Here is a 21,670-nt window from a genome sequence, read left to right as displayed (position 1 = left end):
ATTTCTTTTTCACTATCTTTTTAGTAGCTGCTTGCGCAGTATCTATGCCGGCAATATGTAATTTCTCTTCAAATATATTGCACATCAATCACTTCATAATGCTTTTCGCCACTCGGCGTTTGCACCACCACCGTATCGCCCTCTTCCTTGCCGATCATGGCGCGCGCAATTGGGGAAGAGACATTGATCAGGCCTTGCTTCAAATCCGCCTCATCTTCGCCCACGATTTGGTATTTGACCTTTGTGCCTGTGTCTTCATCTTCAAGCTCCACAGTCGCACCAAACACCACGCGTCCACCGGCATCCACATCGGCTGGATCAATGATCTGCGCAGCTGAGAGCTTGCCTTCAATCTCCTGAATGCGGCCTTCGATAAAGCCTTGGCGATCTTTGGCCGCGTCGTAGTCCGCGTTCTCGCTCAAGTCGCCCTGCGCACGCGCCTCAGCAATCGCATTGATCACCCAAGGGCGCTGTACGGTCTTGAGGTCGTGTAACTCAACTTTGAGTTTTTCTGCACCGCGCCGGGTCATTGGAAAAGTAGCCATGTTTGCAAATCTCGTGAAATGTCTCTACAAAAAGCAAACCGCTGGCTTGGAGGCCAGCGGTTTTTGCTTGGGATTGATGAATTTTAGCGCAGGTGGCTTGGCCACTCAAGCAGGCTTACGCAAGGGCAGCATGCATTTCCTGCACGGAAATCACCCCTAGCTTGTCCATGTATTTCATACCTTCCACAGCAGCTTCTGCACCTGCGATGGTGGTGAAAGTTGTCACGCGTGCAAGCAGAGACGAGGTTCGGATCGCGCGGCTGTCGGTGATGGCGTTGCGGCGCTCTTCGACGGTGTTGATCACCAAACAAATTTCGTTGTTTTTGATCATGTCCACAATGTGAGGACGGCCTTCGGCGACTTTGTTGACGGTTTGCACGGCGATGCCCGCTTCTGCGATGGAGGCGGCTGTGCCTTTGGTCGCGATCAGATCGAAGCCCATGCTGGCCAGCTCTTTGGCTACTTGCACGGCGCGCGCTTTGTCGTTGTTCTTCACGGTGAGGAAGACTTTGCCATTCTTGCTGCCGTCTTTCTTTGTCGGACGCGGCAAAGAAGTGCCTGCGCCGAGCTGGCTCTTGACGAAAGCTTCGCCGAAAGTCTTGCCCACGCCCATCACCTCGCCCGTGGATTTCATCTCGGGGCCGAGGATGGTATCTACACCGGGGAATTTCACGAAGGGGAACACGGCTTCTTTCACGCTGAAATACGGCGGCGTGACTTCTTTGGTGATGCCTTGCGAGGCGAGCGATTGCCCAGCCATGCAACGCGCTGCGACTTTGGCGAGCTGAATACCCGTGGCTTTGGAAACATAAGGCACGGTGCGGCTGGCGCGCGGGTTCACTTCGAGCACATAGATGACATCTTTGCCATCACGATGTTGGATGGCGAACTGCACATTCATCAATCCGACGACGGACAGACCTGCAGCCATCTCACGTGTTTGGCGCTTGAGTTCTTCAATCGTCTCTTTAGCGAGTGAATACGGCGGCAACGAGCAGGCTGAATCGCCGCTGTGCACACCGGCTTGCTCGATGTGCTCCATCACGCCGCCAATGAAGGTGACGCCTTCAGGATCGCGCAGGCAATCCACATCGCACTCAATCGCGTCATTGAGGAAGCGGTCTAGCAAGACAGGGGAATCGTTAGAGACCTTCACCGCCTCTTTCATGTAGCGCTCCAAATCGCGCTGCTCATGCACGATCTCCATTGCGCGGCCGCCGAGCACATAGCTGGGGCGCACGACGAGCGGGTAGCCCAAGCTCTGCGCTTTCTCAAGCGCTTCTGGCTCGGTGCGCGCAGTGGCGTTCGGTGGCTGCTTCAAGCCCAGCTTGTGCAGCAAGGCAGAGAAGCGCTCGCGGTCTTCGGCTGCGTCGATCATGTCGGGCGTGGTGCCGATGATGGGCACGCCTTCACGCTCCAAGCCGAGTGCGAGCTTCAAGGGCGTTTGGCCGCCGTATTGCACGATCACGCCAGTTGGCTTTTCTTTGTCTACGATTTCGAGCACGTCTTCAAGCGTGAGTGGCTCGAAATACAAACGGTCTGATGTGTCGTAGTCGGTCGAAACCGTTTCAGGATTGCAGTTGACCATGATGGTCTCGTAGCCGTCTTCGCGCATGGCGAGCGCGGCGTGGACGCAGCAGTAATCAAACTCAATGCCTTGGCCGATGCGATTGGGCCCGCCGCCAAGCACCATGATTTTTTTCTTGGTGGTTGGCTCGGCTTCGCATTCCTCGTCGTAGGTGGAATACATGTAGGCCGTGTTGGTGGCGAATTCTGCGGCGCAGGTGTCTACGCGCTTAAATACAGGACGAACGCCAAGCGTTCGGCGGGCCGTACGAACAGCGGCATCAGTCGTCTTGAGCAGTTTGGCCAAGCGGCGGTCTGAGAAGCCTTTTTTCTTGAGGCTCAGCAGCTCTTGCTTGGTAATTGCGGCCAAGGCCTTGTCGCCGTTTGCAATCGTGTGTTGATCCAGCTCCAGCTCAATCTTCACGATCTCTTCGATTTGCACGAGGAACCATTTGTCGATCTTCGTGATGTCGTACACCTCATCGAGCGACCAGCCGCTGGCAAACGCATCGCCCACATACCAAATGCGCTCGGGGCCGGGCGTGCCCAGCTCGCGCTCGAGGATTTCGCGGTCTTGCGTTTTTTCGTTCATGCCATCCACGCCCACTTCCAAGCCGCGCAGGGCTTTTTGGAAGCTTTCTTGAAAGGTGCGCCCCATGGCCATCACTTCGCCCACAGATTTCATTTGCGTGGTGAGGCGGTCATCGGCATCTTTGAATTTCTCAAAGGCGAAGCGAGGGATTTTCGTGACGACGTAATCAATGCTGGGCTCAAAGCTCGCAGGCGTTGCACCGCCGGTGATTTCGTTGCGCAGCTCATCGAGTGTGTAGCCGCAGGCGAGCTTCGCTGCTACCTTGGCAATCGGAAAACCCGTCGCTTTAGAAGCGAGCGCCGATGAACGCGACACGCGCGGATTCATCTCAATCACCACCATGCGCCCGTCTTTCGGGTTGATGGAGAACTGCACATTCGAGCCGCCCGTATCCACACCAATCTCGCGCAGCACGGCGAGAGACGCATTGCGCAGGATTTGATATTCCTTGTCGGTCAGCGTTTGCGCAGGAGCCACGGTGATCGAGTCACCCGTGTGTACGCCCATCGGATCCAAATTTTCAATCGAGCAAACGATGATGCAGTTGTCCGCCTTGTCGCGCACCACTTCCATCTCATACTCTTTCCAGCCGAGGAGCGACTCTTCAATCAGCAGCTCGTTGGTGGGCGAGGCTTCCAAGCCGCGCTTGCAAATCGTCTCGAATTCTTCGGCGTTGTAAGCAATGCCGCCGCCTGTGCCGCCGAGTGTGAAGCTGGGGCGGATCACGGTGGGGAAGCCCAGCGTTTTTTGCACGGCCCAAGCATCATCCATCGAATGCGCAATGCCTGAGCGCGCAGAACCCAAGCCAATCTTGGTCATCGCGTCTTTGAATTTCAAACGGTCTTCGGCCTTGTCAATCGCTTGCGGGCTGGCGCCGATCAGCTCCACAGGTTTGCCAGTCGCTGCGCCTTTGTATTTGTCGAGCACACCGTTGTGCCATAAATCCAAAGCACAATTCAGTGCCGTCTGCCCACCCATGGTCGGCAAAATCGCATCGGGCTTTTCTTTGGCGATGATCTTCTCAACCGTCTGCCAAGTGATCGGCTCGATGTAGGTCACATCAGCCGTGGCAGGATCAGTCATGATCGTTGCAGGGTTGCTGTTGATCAAAATCACCTTGTAACCCTCTTCGCGCAAAGCCTTGCAGGCCTGCACGCCGGAGTAATCAAACTCACAAGCCTGACCAATGATGATCGGACCCGCGCCGATGATGAGGATACTTTTAATGTCTTGGCGTTTTGGCATATTCGTTTACCAGAGTTTTCCCTGCCGCCAATCTTCTGGCGGCAACCATGTGCTTTGATTTGGATGCGTTGCGTTGATTTGACCTTGAGCAATCGATGCTGCGACCTTGGGCTCAATGTTTGATATCGAGTCACAAGCTGCACCAATTCGTGCCCCGAGTCTGTTGTTGTGGCGATCCATGATGGATGAGCGTTTACTGCTGCTCTCCATCACTTGCGTGACAAGCTCAACAGCTTGCGAGCCTAAGGTGCAGCCAACGAAAGCGCTCGCCAGCGTGTGGCGATAGGCGTCAAGTGGGCCATGCCGGCCTCCAGGCAAATCACTGCTGAGCACGTGACTCCACGTATAGGCTAAGACGACTGTTGGATAGCTCGCCAGCAAAAATCCGCCTAGCAGCCACCAGCGCAAGCGCTTGATTCTGGATACATTCTTCATGACTTGTTTTTTTGCTTGTCTTTGATGAATCCAATCTTCGAGCCGCTGTATGAGCTTGGCTTGGGAGATTCCATCAGTTCATGAATCGCTTCAAAGACGACACGGAAGTTGTCGTCGTATTTCTTTTCCAGTTGATTGAGCTTACGCTTCAAATCCACATGCTCAGAAAGCATGCCTCGCAGCTTGACGAAGGTGCGCATGATTTCAATATTCACGGCAATGGCACGCTCGCTTTTCAGCACGCTTGAGAGCATGGCAACGCCTTGCTCTGTGAAGGCATAGGGCAAATATTTGGCATTCGCGCCGCGCTCTGTTGCCAAACCCAACGAACTCAAAACCTCTTTGGAATCAATGGCTTGCGCGTTTAAGGTCACAGTTTGTGACCTTAAAGCGGCCAAATCGTCGCGCTCTAGTCGAAACATGAAATCAGCAGGAAACCGATCCAGATTACGATGGACAGCTTGATTAAGAGCCTTGGTCTCCACGCCATAGAGTGAAGCCAACTGCTGAGCCAGCAAAACCCTTTGCCCACGAACCACGAGCACCTGTGATTCGATGACTGAACTGATGCCGACGACTATCGCGCTTTGCGATGTCACCTGAGGCTTCAGTATGCGACTAGCCATTGCCCTTCTCCATCAAATCGATGAAGCGGTCAAACAGATAGGAAATATCATGCGGCCCGGGGGATGCTTCAGGATGACCTTGGAAGCAGAAGGCGGGTTTGTCTGTTCTAGCTAAGCCTTGGAGTGTGTTGTCGAACAAGCTGATGTGCGTGGGACGCAGATTTGCAGGTAGCGTTTTTTCATCCACCGCAAAGCCGTGGTTTTGGCTGGTGATGCTGACGCGGCCGTTGTCTAGGTCTTTCACCGGATGGTTCGCACCGTGGTGGCCGAATTTCATTTTGAAGGTTTTGGCGCCGCTGGCCAAGGCCATGATTTGGTGCCCGAGGCAGATGCCGAAGGTGGGCACGCCGGCTTCGATGATCTCGCAGGTGGCGGCGATGGCGTAGTCACAAGGCTCTGGGTCGCCAGGGCCATTGGAGAGGAACACGCCGCTGGGCTTCATGGCGAGCACGTCTTTGGCACTCGTTTGAGCTGGCACGACGGTGACTTTGCAGCCGCGCTCAGCCAACATGCGCAGGATGTTTTTCTTTACGCCGTAGTCGAAGGCCACAACATGAAATGTTGTCCCCGATCCTTCGTGGAATTTGGGGTTGGTTTGCTCGCCGTAGCCTGAGCCTAATTTCCATTCGGTTTCTGTGAAGGAATATTTCTCACTCACGCTCACGACTTTGGCCAAATCCAAACCAGCCATGGAAGGCACGGCTTTGGCCGAAGCCACAGCTTTGTCGATCACGGCTTGCGAGACTTCTTCGCCGGCTTTCAATGCCACGATACAGCCGTTTTGCGCGCCCTTGGTGCGCAGCATGCGGGTGAGTTTGCGGGTGTCGATGCTGGCAATGGCCACGCAGTTCTCAGCAACGAGGTATTGCGACAAGGTTTGCGTGCTGCGGAAGTTGGATTCGAGCAGAGGCAGATCTTTGATAATGAGGCCAGCGGCAAACACTTTGCGTGATTCGACATCTTCGGCGTTGATGCCGTAGTTGCCGATGTGCGGATAGGTGAGCGTGACGATTTGCTGGCAGTAGCTGGGGTCGGTCAAGATTTCTTGGTAGCCCGTCATCGAGGTGTTGAACACCACTTCGCCGACGGTTTGGCCGGAAGCGCCAATGGATTCGCCGATGAAGATGGAGCCGTCTGCGAGCGCTAGGAGGGCGTGGGGATGTTTTCCCTTCAAGGAGGAAAGCACTGGGTAGCTCCGATAAGGATATGCGTACGCTCAGTGCCGCATGTCCACCCAAGATGCTTGAATTTGCGGTGCAACCAAGCGGGGTGAAGACGGTGCTCTTGAGGGGAAATGCTGGTGTGCGCTAAGCAGTACGTGGGTGAATGAAGATTTGCAAGATTGTAGCCGAAAGAGGTATGCAAAAAATGCATATTCTGCTTGATTGGCTCTTAGCTGACTCTGGCTGCAGCACTCGCATGCAAGCAAATCGCCGCGGCTGCCGCCACATTGAGCGACTCCTGCCCACCCGGCTGCGCGATACGCACATGCGCCTGTGCAAGCGCTTCCAACTCATCAATCACACCCTGCCCTTCATGGCCAAAAATATAAGCAAAATCGGCCAATTGCCGGCTTGCATCCTGCGCAGAGTGCTCACCTTTTGATAGTGACGCCTGCGCCTGCAGTTCATGCAGGAATTCCCCTCTGTGGCTGCTCGTCACTGCCAGAGGAAGCTTGAAATCTTTCAACTGATCAATCGACGCAGCCTCCACAATCCGCAGTGAAAAATGCGCTCCCATGCCCGCGCGCAGCACTTTCGGGCTCCAGAGTGCTACCGTGCTTTTCAGCGCGATGATCTGCTTGTAGCCAAAGGCTGCCGCGCTGCGCAAGATGCTGCCTGCGTTGCCGGGGTCTTGCAAGCGATCCAAAATCACACTGCGCGCTGTGGCTTCAATTGGCATATCTTGGGGCAAGCTCAGCACCAAACCCATGGCAGCCGGAGACTCCAAGCCACTGATCTCGCGCATGAGCGCTTCGGCAATCACTACTAATTTAGCAGCACTCTGCGCACATTCCATGCGGGCGAGATGCTGTTTTTGATCTGAAATCACAGCAATGTCTGCTTGTCTGCCGCGCGCCTGGGCCGCATCGCATAAATGCTCGCCCTCGATCCAGACTCTGCCAGTTTTGCGATAAGCCGCGCCGTCCTGCGCCAACTTGCGCAGCTCTTTCACGAGCGGGTTGTCTCGGGAAGTGATGACTTCAGTTTTGCTGGTCATGCGGCGCTCTGATGAATGGCCTGCGCAACTGGCGCATAGCTTTTACGATGCTCTGGCGTAGCACCATGCTTTTTGAGAGCTGCCAAATGCTCCGCAGTGCCGTATCCTTTGTGATTGGCAAAGCCGTATTGCGGATACAGAGCATGCAACTCATCGCACTGCCGATCCCGAGTGACTTTGGCGATGATAGACGCTGCGGAAATCGCCTTGACTTTGGCATCGCCACCCACAATCGCCTCGGCCAACACATCCAGCTTGGGGATACGGTTGCCATCGATCAACACCTTCGCCGGTTTCAAGCGCAAACCATTCACAGCGCGCTGCATCGCCAGCATCGTGGCTTGCAGAATATTGAGCTGATCAATTTCTTCCACACTCGCTTCGCCGATGCTCACGCACAACGCCTTCGCTTGAATTTCGATAAACAGCTTTTCACGACGCAGAGCCGTGAGTTTTTTTGAATCGTTCAGCCCGGCGATGGGGTTAGCATCATCCAAGATCACAGCTGCAGCCACCACATTGCCAGCGAGCGGCCCGCGTCCAGCTTCGTCCACCCCCGCCATCAAACCCGCAGCATCCCAGACAAACTCTGTCTGCACCACAGCCAGTTTCTTTTTGCGAATAGGCTTGGCATCGGAGCGGCGCTTGCGCAGCTTAGGCACAGGCGGCAAGGCCAAAAGCTCAGGCTGGGGTGATTGTTTAAGTGGGCGTGGCATGAGATAGGACAGATTCAATGGCTTGGGCTGCGAGCTTGGGCGTATCGCGTAGCAGCTCATGATGCAGCGTGGTGAAGCGCTGCTCCAAGGCCTGTATTTTCTCAGGAGAACCGAGCCACTTAAGAACTGCCTGCGCCAAAGCTTGCGGTGTAGCGTCTTCTTGCAGCAGCTCAGGCACGACGAATTCGCCACACAGGATATTGGGCAAACCCACCCAAGGCTGGATCTTTTTTCGACGCATGATGATCCAGCTTAAGGCATGCATGTTGTAGGCAATCACCATTGGGCGCTTGAAGAGTGCGGCTTCTAGCGTAGCGGTACCGCTAGCCACAAGCGCCACATCGCATGCAGCCAACGCAGTATGCGATTGACCATCGAGCAACTGCACATCATTTTGAACACCTGCCACACGCGCTGCAGCTTCAATCGCTGGCTTGAGAGAAGGCACACAAGGAGCTATAAATTTAATAGCACTCCGCGCAGTCTTTATGCCGGCAATTGCCTCAAAATACCTTGAAATCAAATACTTAATTTCATCTGCACGGCTGCCAGGTAGCAGTGCGACAACAGTATCTTCCATCTTCAAACCCAGTTTTTCGCGCGCGGCGCTTTTATCGGGCAGCATTGGAATCACGGGCGCAAGCGGATGGCCAACGTAGCTGGCCGCAATGCCCGCCTCGTCATAAAGCTTTTTCTCAAAAGGAAAAATGCACAGCACATGATCCACCGCCGTGCGCACTTTCTCAATGCGCTCAGGCCGCCAAGCCCAGATGCTCGGGCTCACAAAATGCGCCGTGCGGATGCCAGCCGCTTTGAGATCGCGCTCAAGATCGAGATTGAAATCGGGAGCATCAATACCGATGAAGATATCTGGCTTGTCTGCGATCAAACGCACCTTGAGTTCATTGCGGATTTTCAGCAAGCCACGATAATGCTTCAAAACTTCGATATACCCGCGCACCGCCAGCTTCTCGCTAGGCCACCAAGCCTGCATACCGCGCTTTTGCATTTGTGGACCGCCAATGCCTACGAATTGTGCTTCGGGCCAGCGCGCTTTCAATCCATCCAGAAGCAAACCACCCAGCAGATCGCCTGAAGCTTCACCGGCAACTAAGGCAATACGCATGATGGGAGCAGTTCAACGAACAATGCCGCGCGTGGCACTCGCCAAGAAATTCAGCATAGTTTGCACATCAAAAGCTGCCTCTGGGAATGACTCACTCAAAGCAGCGATCTGAGTCTTAGCAGCTTCTAGCGTCAAATCATCACGGTACAACGCACGGTGCATCTTCTTGATGGCATCAAGGCGAGCCGCGCTGAAATCACGGCGCTTGAGGCCCACTGAATTGATGGCTCGAACAGCCAAAGGATGCCCTTCCACCGTCATAAACGGCGGCACATCTTGCGCCACATGGCTTTGAAAACCAATCATCGCATGCGCGCCTACATGCACAAACTGATGAATGCCAGACATGCCGCCAATCACTGCCCAATCACCCACATGCACATGCCCAGCGAGCGTCGCTTGGTTGGCCATGATGGTGTGGCTGCCGACCTTGCAATCATGCGCAATATGCACATAGGCCATGAACCAATTGTCGGAGCCAATGCGGGTGATGCCTTCTTCTTTATGCGTCGCCGAATTGAAGGTGCAAAACTCGCGTACTGTATTGCGATCCCCAATGATGAGCTGCGCAGGAAAATCCGCATGCTGCGTGGCGTGAGCAATGTCTTGCGAGATCGCACCGATGGAGCTGAACTGGAAAAAGCGGTTATCAAGCCCAATCGTCGTTTGCCCTTCGATCACACAATGCGGGCCAACAACTGTGCCTGCGCCAATGCGTACCTTTGAGCCAATCAAGCTGTACGCACCCACCTGCACCGAGCTATCCAGCTCAGCATCTGCACTGATGATAGCTGTAGGGTGTATGCGTGGCTCTGTCATGCGTGATCTCTCAGACCTTGCGCATGGTGCACATCAAATCGGCTTGTACGGCAAGCTCTTGACCAACATGCGCTGTGCAATTGAATTTATATATGCCCGCTTTGTTACGCTCAAGCTTAGAGCGCAAAATCAATTGATCACCAGGCTCCACAGGCCGCTTGAAACGCGCACCATCAATGCCAACGAAATAAACCACGACATCGGGATCGACTTCCGCGCCCATGGTTTCAAACGCGAGCAAGGCCGAGACCTGCGCCAAAGCCTCCAGCATCAGCACACCGGGCATCACCGGGCGATGCGGGAAATGCCCAGGGAAAAATGGCTCATTGATCGAGACATTTTTCAGGCCGGTGATGGAGACACCTTTTTCAATCTCCAGCACGCGATCCACCAGCAAAAATGGATAGCGATGCGGCAGCTTTTCGATGATTTGGTGGATATCCATCATGGTTTTCAGTCTTTTTTCGGTCAGTCTGTCAGGCGCTTTTCCAACTCACGGATGCGCTCGCGCAGTTTGTGCAATTGTCGCAGGGTCACGGCGTTTTTCTCCCAATCGGCATTTTTATCAATCGGGAACATGCCGGTGTACAGCCCCGGCTCGCTGATGGAGCGGGTCACGGTGGTCGATGCGGAAATGTGCACATGATCGGCAATCGTCAAATGCCCGAGAATCACCGCACCGCCGCCTACGCTGCAATATGCGCCAATCGTGGCACTCCCCGCCACGCCAGCATTGCCCGCCATGGCCGTATGCTTGCCGATCTTCACGTTATGGCCAATCTGGATCAGGTTATCCAGCTTCACGCCGTCTTCAACGATCGTGTCATCCAGCGCTCCGCGATCAATACAAGTATTCGCACCGATTTCTACATCATTGCCAATACGCACCGCGCCTAATTGCTCGATTTTTTCCCAAGACTTGTCTGGCCGAGGCGCAAAACCAAAACCATCTGCACCAATCACCACACCGCTGTGCAAGATGCAGCGTTGGCCAACTTGACAGCCTGCTTCAATCGTCACACGAGCTGCTAGACGCGTATGCGCGCCTACACTAGCGCCAGCGCCCACGAAGCTCAACGGGCCGATGCTGGCTGTCGGATCAATCCGCGCAGTGGCGTCGATCACTGCACTTGGATGAACGCCAGCTAATAGGGCCTTGGTATGCTGCTGCTTCCACCATTGCGTGAGTCTGGCGAAATAGAGGTAGGGTGAATCGGTTTCGATCCATGCGCGGCCTTGCGCCACCCAGTCTTGAATACCTGCAGCCGCTTCGACAGACAAAATCACGCAGCTGGCCTGAGTCTGCGCTAATTGCGGCGCGTATTTTGGATGGCTGAGAAAACTGATCTCACCTGCACGAGCGTCCACCAAAGGTGCGATGCGGCTGATCGCAAGGGTGGTATCGCCATGCAATGTACCACCCAGTGCCCGAGTGATTTCGGAGAGCGTGCAAGTCATTCGTTGCTCCTGCGCGCTTTCAAGCACACAAGTAAATCAACGAACGCCCGAAGCGTCCAGCGCCTTGATCACACGATCAGTAATGTCATGCTTCGGATTGAAATACACCGCTTCTTGCAAAACCACATCGTATTTCTCGGCCTCTGCCACTTGTTTAACGATGCGGTTAGCTCGCTCAAGCACGCCTTGCAGCTCTTCGTTTTTGCGATTATTGAGATCTTCCTGAAACTCACGGCGCTTTCGCTGAAAGTCACGATCTTGCTCAACCAGTGTGCGTTGACGCGTATTGCGCTGCGACTCAGACAGTGTCGGCGCCTCTTTTTCGAACTTTTCTGATGCTACGCGCAAGGTCTCACCTTGCGCCACAAGATCACGCTCGCGTTTGGAGAATTCCGTCTCAAGCTTGGTTTGCGCAGATTTAGCCATATTGGCCTCTCGGAAAATACGATCCGTATTCACAAAACCAATACGGAATTCCTGCGCTTGCGCCGCCGAAGAAAAGAGCATTGCCAAGACACACACGCCCTGCAAAACAACATGGGAAAACTTGAACTTCATGACAATCAACTTCAAAATGTGGTTCCGATTTGGAATTGCAATCTCTGGATTTTATCCCCAGCTTGCTTACGAATGGGATTAGCGATGGCTAAGCGCAGCGGGCCAACTGGTGAAAGCCAGCTTAACCCTACCCCAGTCGAGGCTCGCATGTCCTTTAAGCTGTATTTTTCTTGCTCTCCGAATACGGTGCCAATATCTAAAAAAGTAAATACTCGCAAGGTACGATCGTTGCCTGCACCTGGAAATGGAGCTTGTAACTCAACGGAACCTTGCAGCTTTTTGGCTCCCCCAAGGTAAGATCCGGTGATGTCTCGTGGCCCTAAAGTACCTTGCTCGAACCCTCGAACCGAGCCCAAACCACCGGCTGCGAAATTCTTGAAAACAGGAAATGGCGTGCCACCTAAGCCTTTACCCCAGCCAAGTTCCGCATTGTATGCCAACGTGAATTTTTTATTGAGCGGCTTATAGGCTTGGTATTGATAATTTCCACGCAAGTATTTCGCATCACCTGCGACGCCCCATTCGCCATTGAGGCGCTGCAACTCCCCCGTGTTGGGGGCCAATGCGCTATCTCGCGTATCACTAGACCACCCGACTGTTAATGGAATCAAGGTGCTTTTCAGGCCCGCTTTGTTAGCGTAAGCCAGATATGCTGCAGGTAGATTGGTTCCCACCTCAATACTGGTTTGCTCAACACCTGCCCCAAAGAAAACAGTCGTCTTTTCGGAAAACGGTACACCGAACCTCAAACTTGCGCCGCGAGTGTTGAGGCGATAGTCACTGGAATTTTCGTCGACGGGCTTCTGGCTGCGAAAATAAACATCGACTGCTCGCGAGACACCCTCTTTGGTGAAGTATGGATCTACTGCCGTAAAAGCAATGACACGATTGAACTTAGAGGTGTTTAAATCAACCGAGAGATAGTTTCCGGAACCAAAGACGTTCTCTTGTTGTACTTTGAACTGAAATGAAAATTTGTCCGAGCTTGAGAAGCCGGCACCCAAAGTCAAGTTACCTGTCGGCTTTTCATCAACCTTGACATTCACATCCACCTGGTCGTTCGTACCCGACACATCAGATGTATCAATCTCGACAGCTTTGAAGTAACCTAAGCGATCGACACGATCACGCGAGAGCTTGATCTTCTCACCGTCATACCAGCTCGCTTCAAACTGACGGAATTCACGGCGAATCACCTCATCGCGCGTACGGTTGTTGCCCGAGATATTGATCTTGCGCACGTAGGCACGGCGTGATGGGTCCGCGACCAGGTTGATCACCACCGTGTTGTTGGTGCGGTCAATGTCTGGGCGCGCTTGCACTTGTGCAAATGCATAACCGAAATTGCCAAAATAATCTGTGAATGCTTTGCTGGTCTCAGCTACATGCTCGGAGTTGTATGCTTGCCCAGGAACGATCTTGACGAAAGTCTTGAACTCCTCTTCTTTGCCCAAGTAGTTGCCTTCTAACTTCACGCCAGACACTGCAAAACGCGCACCTTCAGTGATATTCACCGTGATACTGATGCTTTGTTTGTCTGGGGAAATGGCCACCTGGGTGGAGTCGATCTTGAATTCGAGGTAGCCACGCGTCAAGTAATACGAGCGCAAGGTTTCCAGATCGGCGTTGAGTTTGGTGCGCGAGTAACGGTCGCTCTTGGTGTACCAAGACAACCATCCGCCAGTATCTTGATCAAACAAGCCTTTGAGTGTGCTTTCGCTGAAAGCCTGAGCACCCACGATGTTGATCGTCTTGATCTTGGCTACATCGCCTTCGATCACATTGAAGTTGAGATTGACGCGATTACGGTCAATGGGTGTCACCGTAGTGATCACTTCAGCACCATACAAGCTCTTGTTGAGATACTGACGCTTGAGCTCTTGCTCGGCGCGGTCAGCTAGCGCTTTGTCGAACGCACGACCTTCCGCCAAACCTACTTCTCGCAAGGCTTTGGTGAGAACCTCTTTGTCAAACTCTTTGGTGCCTGTGAAGCTCACATCCGCAATGGTCGGGCGCTCTTCAACGATCACCACCACCACATTGCCTTGAACGTCGATACGCACATCTTTAAACAAGCCTAAGCCAAACAGCGAGCGAATAGCCGCTGAAGCCTTGTCATCGTTGTAAGTGTCGCCCACTTGGAAAGGCAAGGTCACAAAAATCGTGCCTGGCTCCACACGCTGCAAGCCCTCCACACGAATATCGCGCACCGTGAACGGATCAATCGCCCAAGCATTGCCATGCATAGTGGCCGCAAAAAGTGTAGCGCAGAGCGTAGTCACAGCACGCGTCGAGAGTGTTTTTCGATGCAAAGTCATAATATGGCGCAGCTCATAAGGCTGCAAAAAATGCAGCGTCATTGCCACGTTTTCTCTACCCAAAGATTCGTGTCACGTCATTGAACAAGGCAACAGCCATCATGGCCATGAGTACAGCTACCCCGCCGCGTTGCAAGCGTTCGAGCCAGACTTCCGACACGGCTTTTCCCGTGACGGCCTCCCACAGATAATACATGAGGTGTCCCCCATCCAAAACCGGCAGCGGTAGCAAATTCAAAACTCCCAAGCTAACGCTGATGAGCGCGAGGAAAATAAGGTATTGCACCAAGCCGAGGCTGGCTGATTTGCCAGCGACATCTGCTATCGTGAGTGGGCCACTCAGATTCTTCAGTGAAGCCTCGCCAATCAGCATCTTGCCCATCATGCGCAAGGTCAGCATGGAAATGTCCCAAGTTTTTTGCACGCCGAGGCTCAAGCCCTCAAAGAACCCATAACTTACATGCGTCATGGCAGGCGCACCACCCACAAAGGCTTCGATACGGCCGCTGCTGTTGCCACCTTCTGTTTTCACGGAGACTGCGACGGGCAGCTCAAGCGTTTGCCCAGCACGCTCGATCGTCCAGATTTTTTGCACAGCTTGGTCGCCCAGCACAGATGCGCGAATCACATCGCGCAATTGACCACCATCACGCATCGCCACACCATCAATCGCAAGCACGCGATCACCCTGCTTTAAGCCCGCTTTGTCACCCGCACCGCCGGCAACCAACTCGCCCATCACTGGCTGAGTCAGTGGCGCGGCCAAGCCAATCTTGCGGTACATCTGCGCATCGGCCTCGCGGATATCCAGTAGCGTCATCGGCAGTTTGATTTGTCGTGTGGAATCACGCCCGGCTTCGCGCACCTGCAATATCAGGTCGTAACGATCCAGCGCGGCTCGCGTTAGATGCCAGCGCAAATCATCCATAGAACGGATCGGCTCCGCCTCGCTATCAGTACCACTGACACTCAAAATCTCGTCGCCAGCCTTCAAACCTGCCGCTGCGGCCAAGGAAGTGACAGGGGGTTGCGCGATGATCGCCTTGGCCTGTTCTGAGCCCATCCAATTAACAATGGCATACAGCGCAACTGCTAGCAACAAATTTGCTACTGGCCCGGCCGCCACAATCGCTGCACGCTTGCGCAAAGGCTGCGCATCAAAAGATACCGCTTTCAAATGTGCAGGCGCAGCCTCACCCTGCCCCACCATCTTTACATAGCCGCCCAGCGGGAAGGCCGCAATCACAAATTCTGTGTCCTGCCCGGGATGCTGCTTCTTTGGTTTCCACTTGAGCAAAGGCGTACCAAAACCCACAGAGAAACGCGTCACCTGCACGCCGCAGGCCACAGCGACGCGGTAATGCCCGTACTCGTGGATGGCAATCAGCAACCCCAAGGCCACCACAAAGGCCACAATCGTCAACATATCAATCCCTTCACCACTTGGTTTGCTGCCTCGCGGCTGATCTCATCGAGCCCCAGCAAATCCGTCAAACTACTGGGTTTGGAGGGTGCTATGCGTGAAAGAGTTTCTGTATTGACCTGATGGATCTGATCAAACCTTATTTTTTCATCCAGAAACGCGGCTACAGCGATTTCATTGGCCGCATTAAGCACTGCACAAGTACCTTCGGGCGCCTTCATCGCTTCCCATGCGAGAAACAGCCCCGGAAAGCGCGAGCGATCAGGCTCTTCAAACGTCATTGCGCCTAGTTTGGAGAAATCCAGGGCATGAGCCCCACTTTGCATGCGCTCTGGCCAGGAGAGACCATAAGCAATCGGCACACGCATATCGGGCGTGCCCAATTGCGCCACTGTGGAAGCATCGTTGTATTGCACCATCGAGTGAATGATGGACTGAGGATGAATGACCACCTCGATTTTTTCAGGCGGCATACCAAACAAATAATGCGCCTCGATTACCTCAAGTGCTTTGTTCATCATCGTGGCTGAATCCACAGAGATCTTGCGCCCCATCACCCAATTGGGATGCGCGACAGCCTGCGCTGGCGTGACATCGCGCAGCGTAGCCACATCTCGGGTGCGAAACGGGCCACCCGAAGCTGTGAGAATGATTTTCTCAACACGTCGCTGCCAAGTGCTCGCGTCTTCAGGCAGGCTTTGAAACACAGCTGAATGCTCGCTGTCAATCGGCAGCAGCTTGCCGCCACCTGCTTTGACAGCATTCATGAACAGATCACCGCCCACAACCAGCGCTTCTTTGTTGGCCAACAACAAGCGCTTACCTGCGCGCGCAGCTGCGAGTGAGGGCGCTAGGCCTGCTGCACCAACAATCGCCGCCATCACGATATCTGTCTGAGGATCAGATGCTATGCTTTCAATAGCACTTTGCGCAGATTCTACGCCGGCGATCAGCCCTTTTTGCTTCAAAAGTATCGCCAATTGATCCGCCGAAGCAACATCCGCCATGACAACACGTTTCGGCGCAAATCGCGCCACCTGATCAGCCATCTCAGCCACATTGGTAGCAGCCGAAAGCGCATACACCTCAAAACGATCGGGATGACGCGCGACCACATCAAGCGTGCTTTTGCCAATGGAGCCCGTCGAGCCAAGAATTGTGATTTTTTGCTTTTTCATGCCAACGAATACAACATCATGCCCAGCGGCAGCGTGGGCAGTAGCGCATCCACACGATCAAGCACACCGCCATGCCCGGGCAGCAAATTACTGGAATCCTTCATGCCCGAGCTGCGTTTGACCAGTGATTCCACCAAATCACCCGCCACACTGAGTGCCACCATCAGTGCTGTCGCCAAGAGAAGCAAGAGCCAGCCATGCCCTTGCAGCAGCTTATGAAAGAGCGAAGCAGAGTCCATCCAGGAGGCTTGGCCATTTGCCCACGCGACGGCCAGCACCATACAAGCGGCAAACCCACCATACACACCTTCCCAGCTTTTGCCCGGACTGATACTGAGTGCCAGCTTGCGCTTGCCAAAGCGCCGCCCTGCAAAATAAGCTCCGATATCAGCCACCCAAACGATCAGCAGCAGAGAAAGCAGAAAATTCACCCCTATCATTTTGGCTTGAGCCATGGCCAGCCAAGCCGCCGCCAAAGCCAATAAACCGCCAGTCACGCGCAGCCAGCGGGGCACTTCTTGCCATCGGCTCACGCCGCGCTGAATCAGCCATGCCGCTACCAATACCCAGAGCGATCCCACAATCAGCCAGAGCATCGGCGTTTTCATCGCGTGTAAGCCAAACTTCCAAGCGAGCGCACACAGCACCAGTCCATCCAGCGCCATCAGCCACGATGCTTTTTTGCTGTACCCATTGAGCTGCCCCCACTCCCAGCATGCCAACACAATCAGCACCAAGCTCACGCCCATCAACCATTCAGGTTGTTTTGCAAACAACGCCGGCAGCAAAATAGCCAGCAGCACAACTGCAGTGATGATGCGTTGCTTGAGCATGCTTGGGGCCTTGGGTTGTTCGCTTTATGCAGCCACAGCCACATTGCTGACTTGCTCGGAGGTTTTGCCAAAGCGTCGTTCGCGTTGTGCAAATGCGAGCAGTGCCGTGTCCAGAGCCGCCTCGTCAAAATCTGGCCAAAGCTTCTCGCTGAAGTAAAGCTCGCTGTAAGCACATTGCCAGAGCAAGAAATTGCTGATGCGAAATTCACCGCCTGTGCGAATCAGTAAATCCGGGTCACTCACATGCGCTGTTGCCACTTCTTGATTCAGCGCATCTTCCGTGATCACTTGCCCGCGTGCTGCCACTCTTTGCGCAGCTTGCGCAATATCCCAGCGCCCGCCATAGTTAAAACAAACGTTCAGCGTGATTTTTTGATTCGTGAGTGTTAATTGCTCCGCCTTCGCAAAACCCGCGCGCACTTTTTCAGATACACGCGAACGATCACCCACGAAGCAGATGCGCACACCACTCTCGTGCATCGGCTTGACTTCGCCCGACAGAGCCGTAATCAATAAATCCATCAGCCCCGAGACTTCCTCTTGCGGTCGGTTCCAGTTCTCTGATGAAAATGCAAAGACAGTAAGCACCTTGATACCGCGATCAGCGCAAGCGCGCACACAGCGACGCAGCGCCTCGACACCTTGCCTGTGCCCAGCCACGCGCGGCAGATAGCGCTGGCGCGCCCAGCGGCCATTACCGTCCATAACAATAGCAACGTGATGTGGGATAGTCATAGTTGCTATAAAAATTAGAGCACTTAGCGCAGATTCTATGCCGGCGATATGCCAAAAACACTTAAAAATCTTGGCATCAAATGGCCAAGATTTCTTTCTCTTTGTCTGCCACCAAACGATCCACCTCAGCAATGAATTTATCGGTAGTTTTTTGCGTCTCAGCATCTGAGCGCTTTTGCTCATCTTCAGATGCCAGCTTGTCTTTCACGAGTTTTTTCACGCCTTCAATCGCGTCACGGCGCAGATTACGGATGGCAATTTTTGAATTCTCGCCATCGTTGCGCACGAGCTTGGTCATTTCTTTGCGGCGCTCTTCACTCATCGCGGGCATGGGTACGCGGATCAGGTCTCCCATGGCTACTGGGTTCACACCGAGATCGCTGTCGCGAATCGCTTTTTCCACCTTTGCGCCCAAGCCTTTTTCCCAAGGCTGCACGCTGATCGTGCGGTTATCGAGCAAGGTGATATTGGCGACTTGATTGAGCGGCGTGGGATTGCCATAGTAATCCACCACGATGGAATCCAGAATGGCTGGATTGGCACGACCCGTACGGATCTTACCCAGATTGTTTTTTAATGCCTCGATAGACTGCGCCATCTTGGTTTCAGTGGTTTTTTTGATATCTGCAATAGTCATCATCAACTCCTTCAATACATATTGGCTCAAACGTCAAACGTGAACCAAAGTTCCTTCATCCTCACCCATCACCACGCGCTTCAAGCCACCGGCTTTGAAGATGGAAAACACTTTGATCGGTAGCTTCTGATCACGGCAGAGCGCAAAAGCTGCCGCATCCATCACGCCCAGGTTTTGCTGCATGGCTTGGTCAAAGCTGAGCTTGGCATAACGTGTGGCATGTGGATCTTTTTTCGGATCTGCGGTGTACACGCCATCAACCTTGGTGGCTTTCAAAACAATCTCCGCGCCAATCTCAGCGCCACGCAAGGCAGCAGCAGTATCAGTGGTGAAAAACGGATTGCCCGTACCAGCCGCAAACACCACCACTTTGCCTTCTTCGAGATACTGCAAAGCCTTGGGTCGCACATAAGGCTCCACCACTTGGTCGATGTTGATCGCGCTCATCACGCGCGCTGTCATGCCCGCGTTGTTCATCGTATCGGCCAGAGCCAGTGCATTCATCACTGTGGCCAACATGCCCATGTAATCGGCCGTGGCGCGATCCATACCGACCGAGCCGCCTGCTACACCACGGAAGATATTGCCGCCACCGATCACGATGGCCACTTGCACGCCCATCTCGGTGATTTCTTTGATCTCACTGACCATGCGCACAATGGTCGCGCGATTGATACCAAACGCATCATCACCCATCAACGCTTCGCCCGAGAGTTTAAGCAAAATGCGTTTGTGAACGGGTGCGGTCATGGGCTTGGCTCCTCAGAATAGTAAAACCCTGTGATTATCGGCGAATTGGCCATGAAAAAAGCGGCCTGGTGGCCGCTTTTTCAGAAGATCAGATCAGGCTAAACGCTATAGCACCCAGATCAAGCTGCTTTCGCAGCAGCCACTTGGGCAGCCACTTCTGCAGCGAAGTCATCGACCTTTTTCTCAATGCCCTCACCCACCACATAAAGCGTGAAGCTCTTGAGCGTGGTATTGGCGCTCTTAAGATAAGCAGCTACGGTTTGCTTGCCATCAGCAGCTTTCACAAACACTTGGTCGAGCAAGCTGACTTCTTTGAGGTATTTCTGCACAGAGCCATCGACCATCTTGGCGATGATGTCGGCTGGCTTGCCGGATTCAGCAGCTTTTTGCTCGGCAATCGAGCGCTCTTTGGCGATCAGCTCAGCAGGCACCTCGGCGCTGGACAATGCCACAGGCTTCATCGCAGCAATGTGCATCGCCACATCGCGTGCGGCTGCCTCGTTGCCATCAAACTCCACAGCCACACCAATGCGTGTGCCGTGCAGATAAGTGGTCACTGGGCTGCCAGAGAAACGCTTGAAGCGGCGGAAGCTCATGTTCTCGCCGATCTTGCCGATCAGGCCTTTGCGCACATCTTCCAGCGTTGGGCCGAAGCCGTCCAAGCTGAATGCGGTGGCGCTCAGAGCAGCCACATCGGCTGGGTTAGCGGTAGCCACTGCTTTGGCGGCTGCGTTGCAAAGCCCAAGGAAGCTGTCGTTTTTGGTGACGAAGTCTGTTTCGCAGTTGACTTCGATCAAACCAGCGGTGGTGCCATCGATATAGGCAGCAACTACGCCTTCAGCGGTGATACGGCTGGCCGCTTTACCGGCTTTGTTGCCGAGCTTCACACGCAAAATCTCTTCGGCCTTGGCCATATCGCCAGCGGCTTCGGTGAGCGCCTTCTTGCACTCCATCATCGGAGCGTCTGTCTTGCCGCGCAATTCCGCGACCATGCTTGCTGTGATTGTCATCTTCTTTCCTTCAATTTGAATTCAAAAAAGGGGCACGCGTAGTGCCCCTTCATGCGAGGGGAAGCGGCTGTTTAAGCAGCTGCGCCTTCTTCAACTTCCACGAATTCGTCATCGCCAGCAGCGGCTTTCACGACTTCTTGCACGGCATTCGCACGGCCTTCGAGGATGGCATCGGCAACGCCGCGAGCGTAGAGCTGAACAGCTTTGGCGGAGTCATCGTTGCCAGGGATCACGTAATCGATGCCTTCTGGGCTGTGGTTGGAATCGACCACGCCGATCACGGGGATGCCCAGCTTGCGTGCTTCTTGCACGGCAATCTTGTGGTAGCCCACATCGATCAGGAAAATCGCGTCTGGCAAGCCGTTCATTTCAGCGATGCCGCCGAAATCTTTTTGCAGCTTGTCCATCTCGCGGGAGAAGGTCAGTTGCTCTTTTTTGCTCAGGGCATCGAGACCCGCTTCTTGCTGAGCCTTCATGTCTTTGAGGCGCTTCAAGCTGCCTTTAACAGTTTTGAAGTTCGTCAGCAGACCGCCGAGCCAGCGCTGATTGATGTAGAACGTGCCTGCACGAGCGGCTTCCGTTGCCACGATGTCGCGGGCGGTGCGCTTGGTGCCAACGATCAAAATGTTGCCACGATTAGAAGAGAGTTGGCGCACAAATTTGAGTGCGTCCTCGAACATCGGCAGCGATTTTTCGAGGTTGATGATGTGAATTTTGTTGCGGTGACCGAAGATGAACGGAGCCATCTTGGGATTCCAGAAACGGGTCTGGTGGCCGAAATGGACGCCTGCGTCCAACATGTCGCGCATGGAAATTGCCATGATAATTTTCCTGAAGGTTAGGTCTTGAATCCGGTCAGTTTCACGCTGCATGACTTAAG

21 protein-coding genes are annotated in these 21,670 nt (G+C 54.0%); all 21 read right to left on the bottom strand.

Annotation, left to right across the window (positions count from 1 at the left end):
• Positions 1-68: 68 nt before the first annotated feature.
• Positions 69-545 (bottom strand): transcription elongation factor GreA, encoded by a 477-nt coding sequence (greA, locus tag KIH26_RS02665; protein WP_213442166.1) that lies wholly within the window; start codon positions 543-545, stop codon positions 69-71.
• Positions 546-660: 115 nt separating this feature from the next.
• Complete coding sequence (gene carB / locus KIH26_RS02660; protein ID WP_213442164.1) at positions 661-3,948, bottom strand: carbamoyl-phosphate synthase large subunit; 3,288 nt, start codon at positions 3,946-3,948, stop codon at positions 661-663.
• Positions 3,949-3,954: 6 nt separating this feature from the next.
• Positions 3,955-4,383, bottom strand: coding sequence for a hypothetical protein (locus KIH26_RS02655; RefSeq protein ID WP_213442162.1), 429 nt, complete (start codon positions 4,381-4,383; stop codon positions 3,955-3,957).
• Entirely contained in the window at positions 4,380-5,009 is a 630-nt protein-coding gene (locus tag KIH26_RS02650) for an ORF6N domain-containing protein (RefSeq protein ID WP_213442160.1), read from the bottom strand. Before KIH26_RS02650 ends, KIH26_RS02655 begins: the two co-directional genes overlap by 4 nt.
• Positions 5,002-6,195: a glutamine-hydrolyzing carbamoyl-phosphate synthase small subunit gene (carA, locus tag KIH26_RS02645; RefSeq protein WP_213442158.1), complete on the bottom strand. Its 1,194-nt coding sequence runs from the start codon at positions 6,193-6,195 to the stop codon at positions 5,002-5,004. The genes KIH26_RS02650 and carA overlap by 8 nt, the downstream gene beginning before the upstream one ends.
• A gap of 206 nt (positions 6,196-6,401) precedes the next feature.
• Positions 6,402-7,229, bottom strand: a complete 828-nt coding sequence (locus tag KIH26_RS02640) for a TrmH family RNA methyltransferase (RefSeq protein WP_213442156.1) — start codon at positions 7,227-7,229, stop codon at positions 6,402-6,404.
• On the bottom strand, positions 7,226-7,945 hold the full coding sequence (gene rnhB / locus KIH26_RS02635) for a ribonuclease HII (RefSeq protein WP_213442155.1): 720 nt from the start codon (positions 7,943-7,945) through the stop codon (positions 7,226-7,228). The genes KIH26_RS02640 and rnhB overlap by 4 nt, the downstream gene beginning before the upstream one ends.
• Positions 7,929-9,071, bottom strand: coding sequence for a lipid-A-disaccharide synthase (lpxB, locus tag KIH26_RS02630; RefSeq protein ID WP_213442154.1), 1,143 nt, complete (start codon positions 9,069-9,071; stop codon positions 7,929-7,931). Before lpxB ends, rnhB begins: the two co-directional genes overlap by 17 nt.
• A 12-nt stretch (positions 9,072-9,083) precedes the next feature.
• Positions 9,084-9,890 (bottom strand): acyl-ACP--UDP-N-acetylglucosamine O-acyltransferase, encoded by an 807-nt coding sequence (gene lpxA / locus KIH26_RS02625; RefSeq protein ID WP_213442152.1) that lies wholly within the window; start codon positions 9,888-9,890, stop codon positions 9,084-9,086.
• Between the two features lie 10 nt (positions 9,891-9,900).
• A complete protein-coding gene (fabZ, locus tag KIH26_RS02620) occupies positions 9,901-10,338 on the bottom strand; it encodes a 3-hydroxyacyl-ACP dehydratase FabZ (protein ID WP_213442150.1) in 438 nt (145 codons plus the stop codon).
• Positions 10,339-10,358: 20 nt separating this feature from the next.
• Complete coding sequence (lpxD, locus tag KIH26_RS02615; RefSeq protein ID WP_213442148.1) at positions 10,359-11,348, bottom strand: UDP-3-O-(3-hydroxymyristoyl)glucosamine N-acyltransferase; 990 nt, start codon at positions 11,346-11,348, stop codon at positions 10,359-10,361.
• Between the two features lie 36 nt (positions 11,349-11,384).
• On the bottom strand, positions 11,385-11,906 hold the full coding sequence (locus tag KIH26_RS02610; protein WP_213442146.1) for an OmpH/Skp family outer membrane protein: 522 nt from the start codon (positions 11,904-11,906) through the stop codon (positions 11,385-11,387).
• A gap of 11 nt (positions 11,907-11,917) precedes the next feature.
• The gene (gene bamA / locus KIH26_RS02605) at positions 11,918-14,224 is read right to left on the bottom strand and encodes an outer membrane protein assembly factor BamA (RefSeq protein ID WP_213442144.1); all 2,307 of its coding nucleotides are present in this window, start codon (positions 14,222-14,224) and stop codon (positions 11,918-11,920) included.
• Between the two features lie 55 nt (positions 14,225-14,279).
• A complete protein-coding gene (rseP, locus tag KIH26_RS02600; protein WP_213442142.1) occupies positions 14,280-15,650 on the bottom strand; it encodes an RIP metalloprotease RseP in 1,371 nt (456 codons plus the stop codon).
• Positions 15,644-16,825: a 1-deoxy-D-xylulose-5-phosphate reductoisomerase gene (gene ispC, locus KIH26_RS02595; protein ID WP_213442140.1), complete on the bottom strand. Its 1,182-nt coding sequence runs from the start codon at positions 16,823-16,825 to the stop codon at positions 15,644-15,646. The genes rseP and ispC overlap by 7 nt, the downstream gene beginning before the upstream one ends.
• Entirely contained in the window at positions 16,822-17,658 is an 837-nt protein-coding gene (locus KIH26_RS02590; RefSeq protein ID WP_213442138.1) for a phosphatidate cytidylyltransferase, read from the bottom strand. Before KIH26_RS02590 ends, ispC begins: the two co-directional genes overlap by 4 nt.
• Before the next feature lie 24 nt (positions 17,659-17,682).
• Positions 17,683-18,393 carry a polyprenyl diphosphate synthase gene (gene uppS, locus KIH26_RS02585; protein WP_213442136.1) on the bottom strand — a complete coding sequence of 237 codons (711 nt, stop codon included), beginning with the start codon at positions 18,391-18,393 and terminating at the stop codon, positions 17,683-17,685.
• A gap of 76 nt (positions 18,394-18,469) precedes the next feature.
• Positions 18,470-19,030, bottom strand: coding sequence for a ribosome recycling factor (frr, locus tag KIH26_RS02580; RefSeq protein WP_213442134.1), 561 nt, complete (start codon positions 19,028-19,030; stop codon positions 18,470-18,472).
• 33 nt (positions 19,031-19,063) lie between these two features.
• Entirely contained in the window at positions 19,064-19,780 is a 717-nt protein-coding gene (pyrH, locus tag KIH26_RS02575) for a UMP kinase (protein ID WP_213442132.1), read from the bottom strand.
• A 119-nt stretch (positions 19,781-19,899) separates the two neighbouring features.
• The gene (gene tsf, locus KIH26_RS02570; RefSeq protein WP_213442130.1) at positions 19,900-20,790 is read right to left on the bottom strand and encodes a translation elongation factor Ts; all 891 of its coding nucleotides are present in this window, start codon (positions 20,788-20,790) and stop codon (positions 19,900-19,902) included.
• A 71-nt stretch (positions 20,791-20,861) separates the two neighbouring features.
• The gene (gene rpsB, locus KIH26_RS02565) at positions 20,862-21,611 is read right to left on the bottom strand and encodes a 30S ribosomal protein S2 (protein WP_213442129.1); all 750 of its coding nucleotides are present in this window, start codon (positions 21,609-21,611) and stop codon (positions 20,862-20,864) included.
• Positions 21,612-21,670 lie beyond the last annotated feature (59 nt).

The sequence above is a fragment of the Variovorax sp. PCZ-1 genome (assembly GCF_018413605.1).
GTDB lineage: Bacteria > Pseudomonadota > Gammaproteobacteria > Burkholderiales > Burkholderiaceae_C > JANMDU01.
This window is presented reverse-complemented; position numbering and strand designations above follow the sequence as displayed.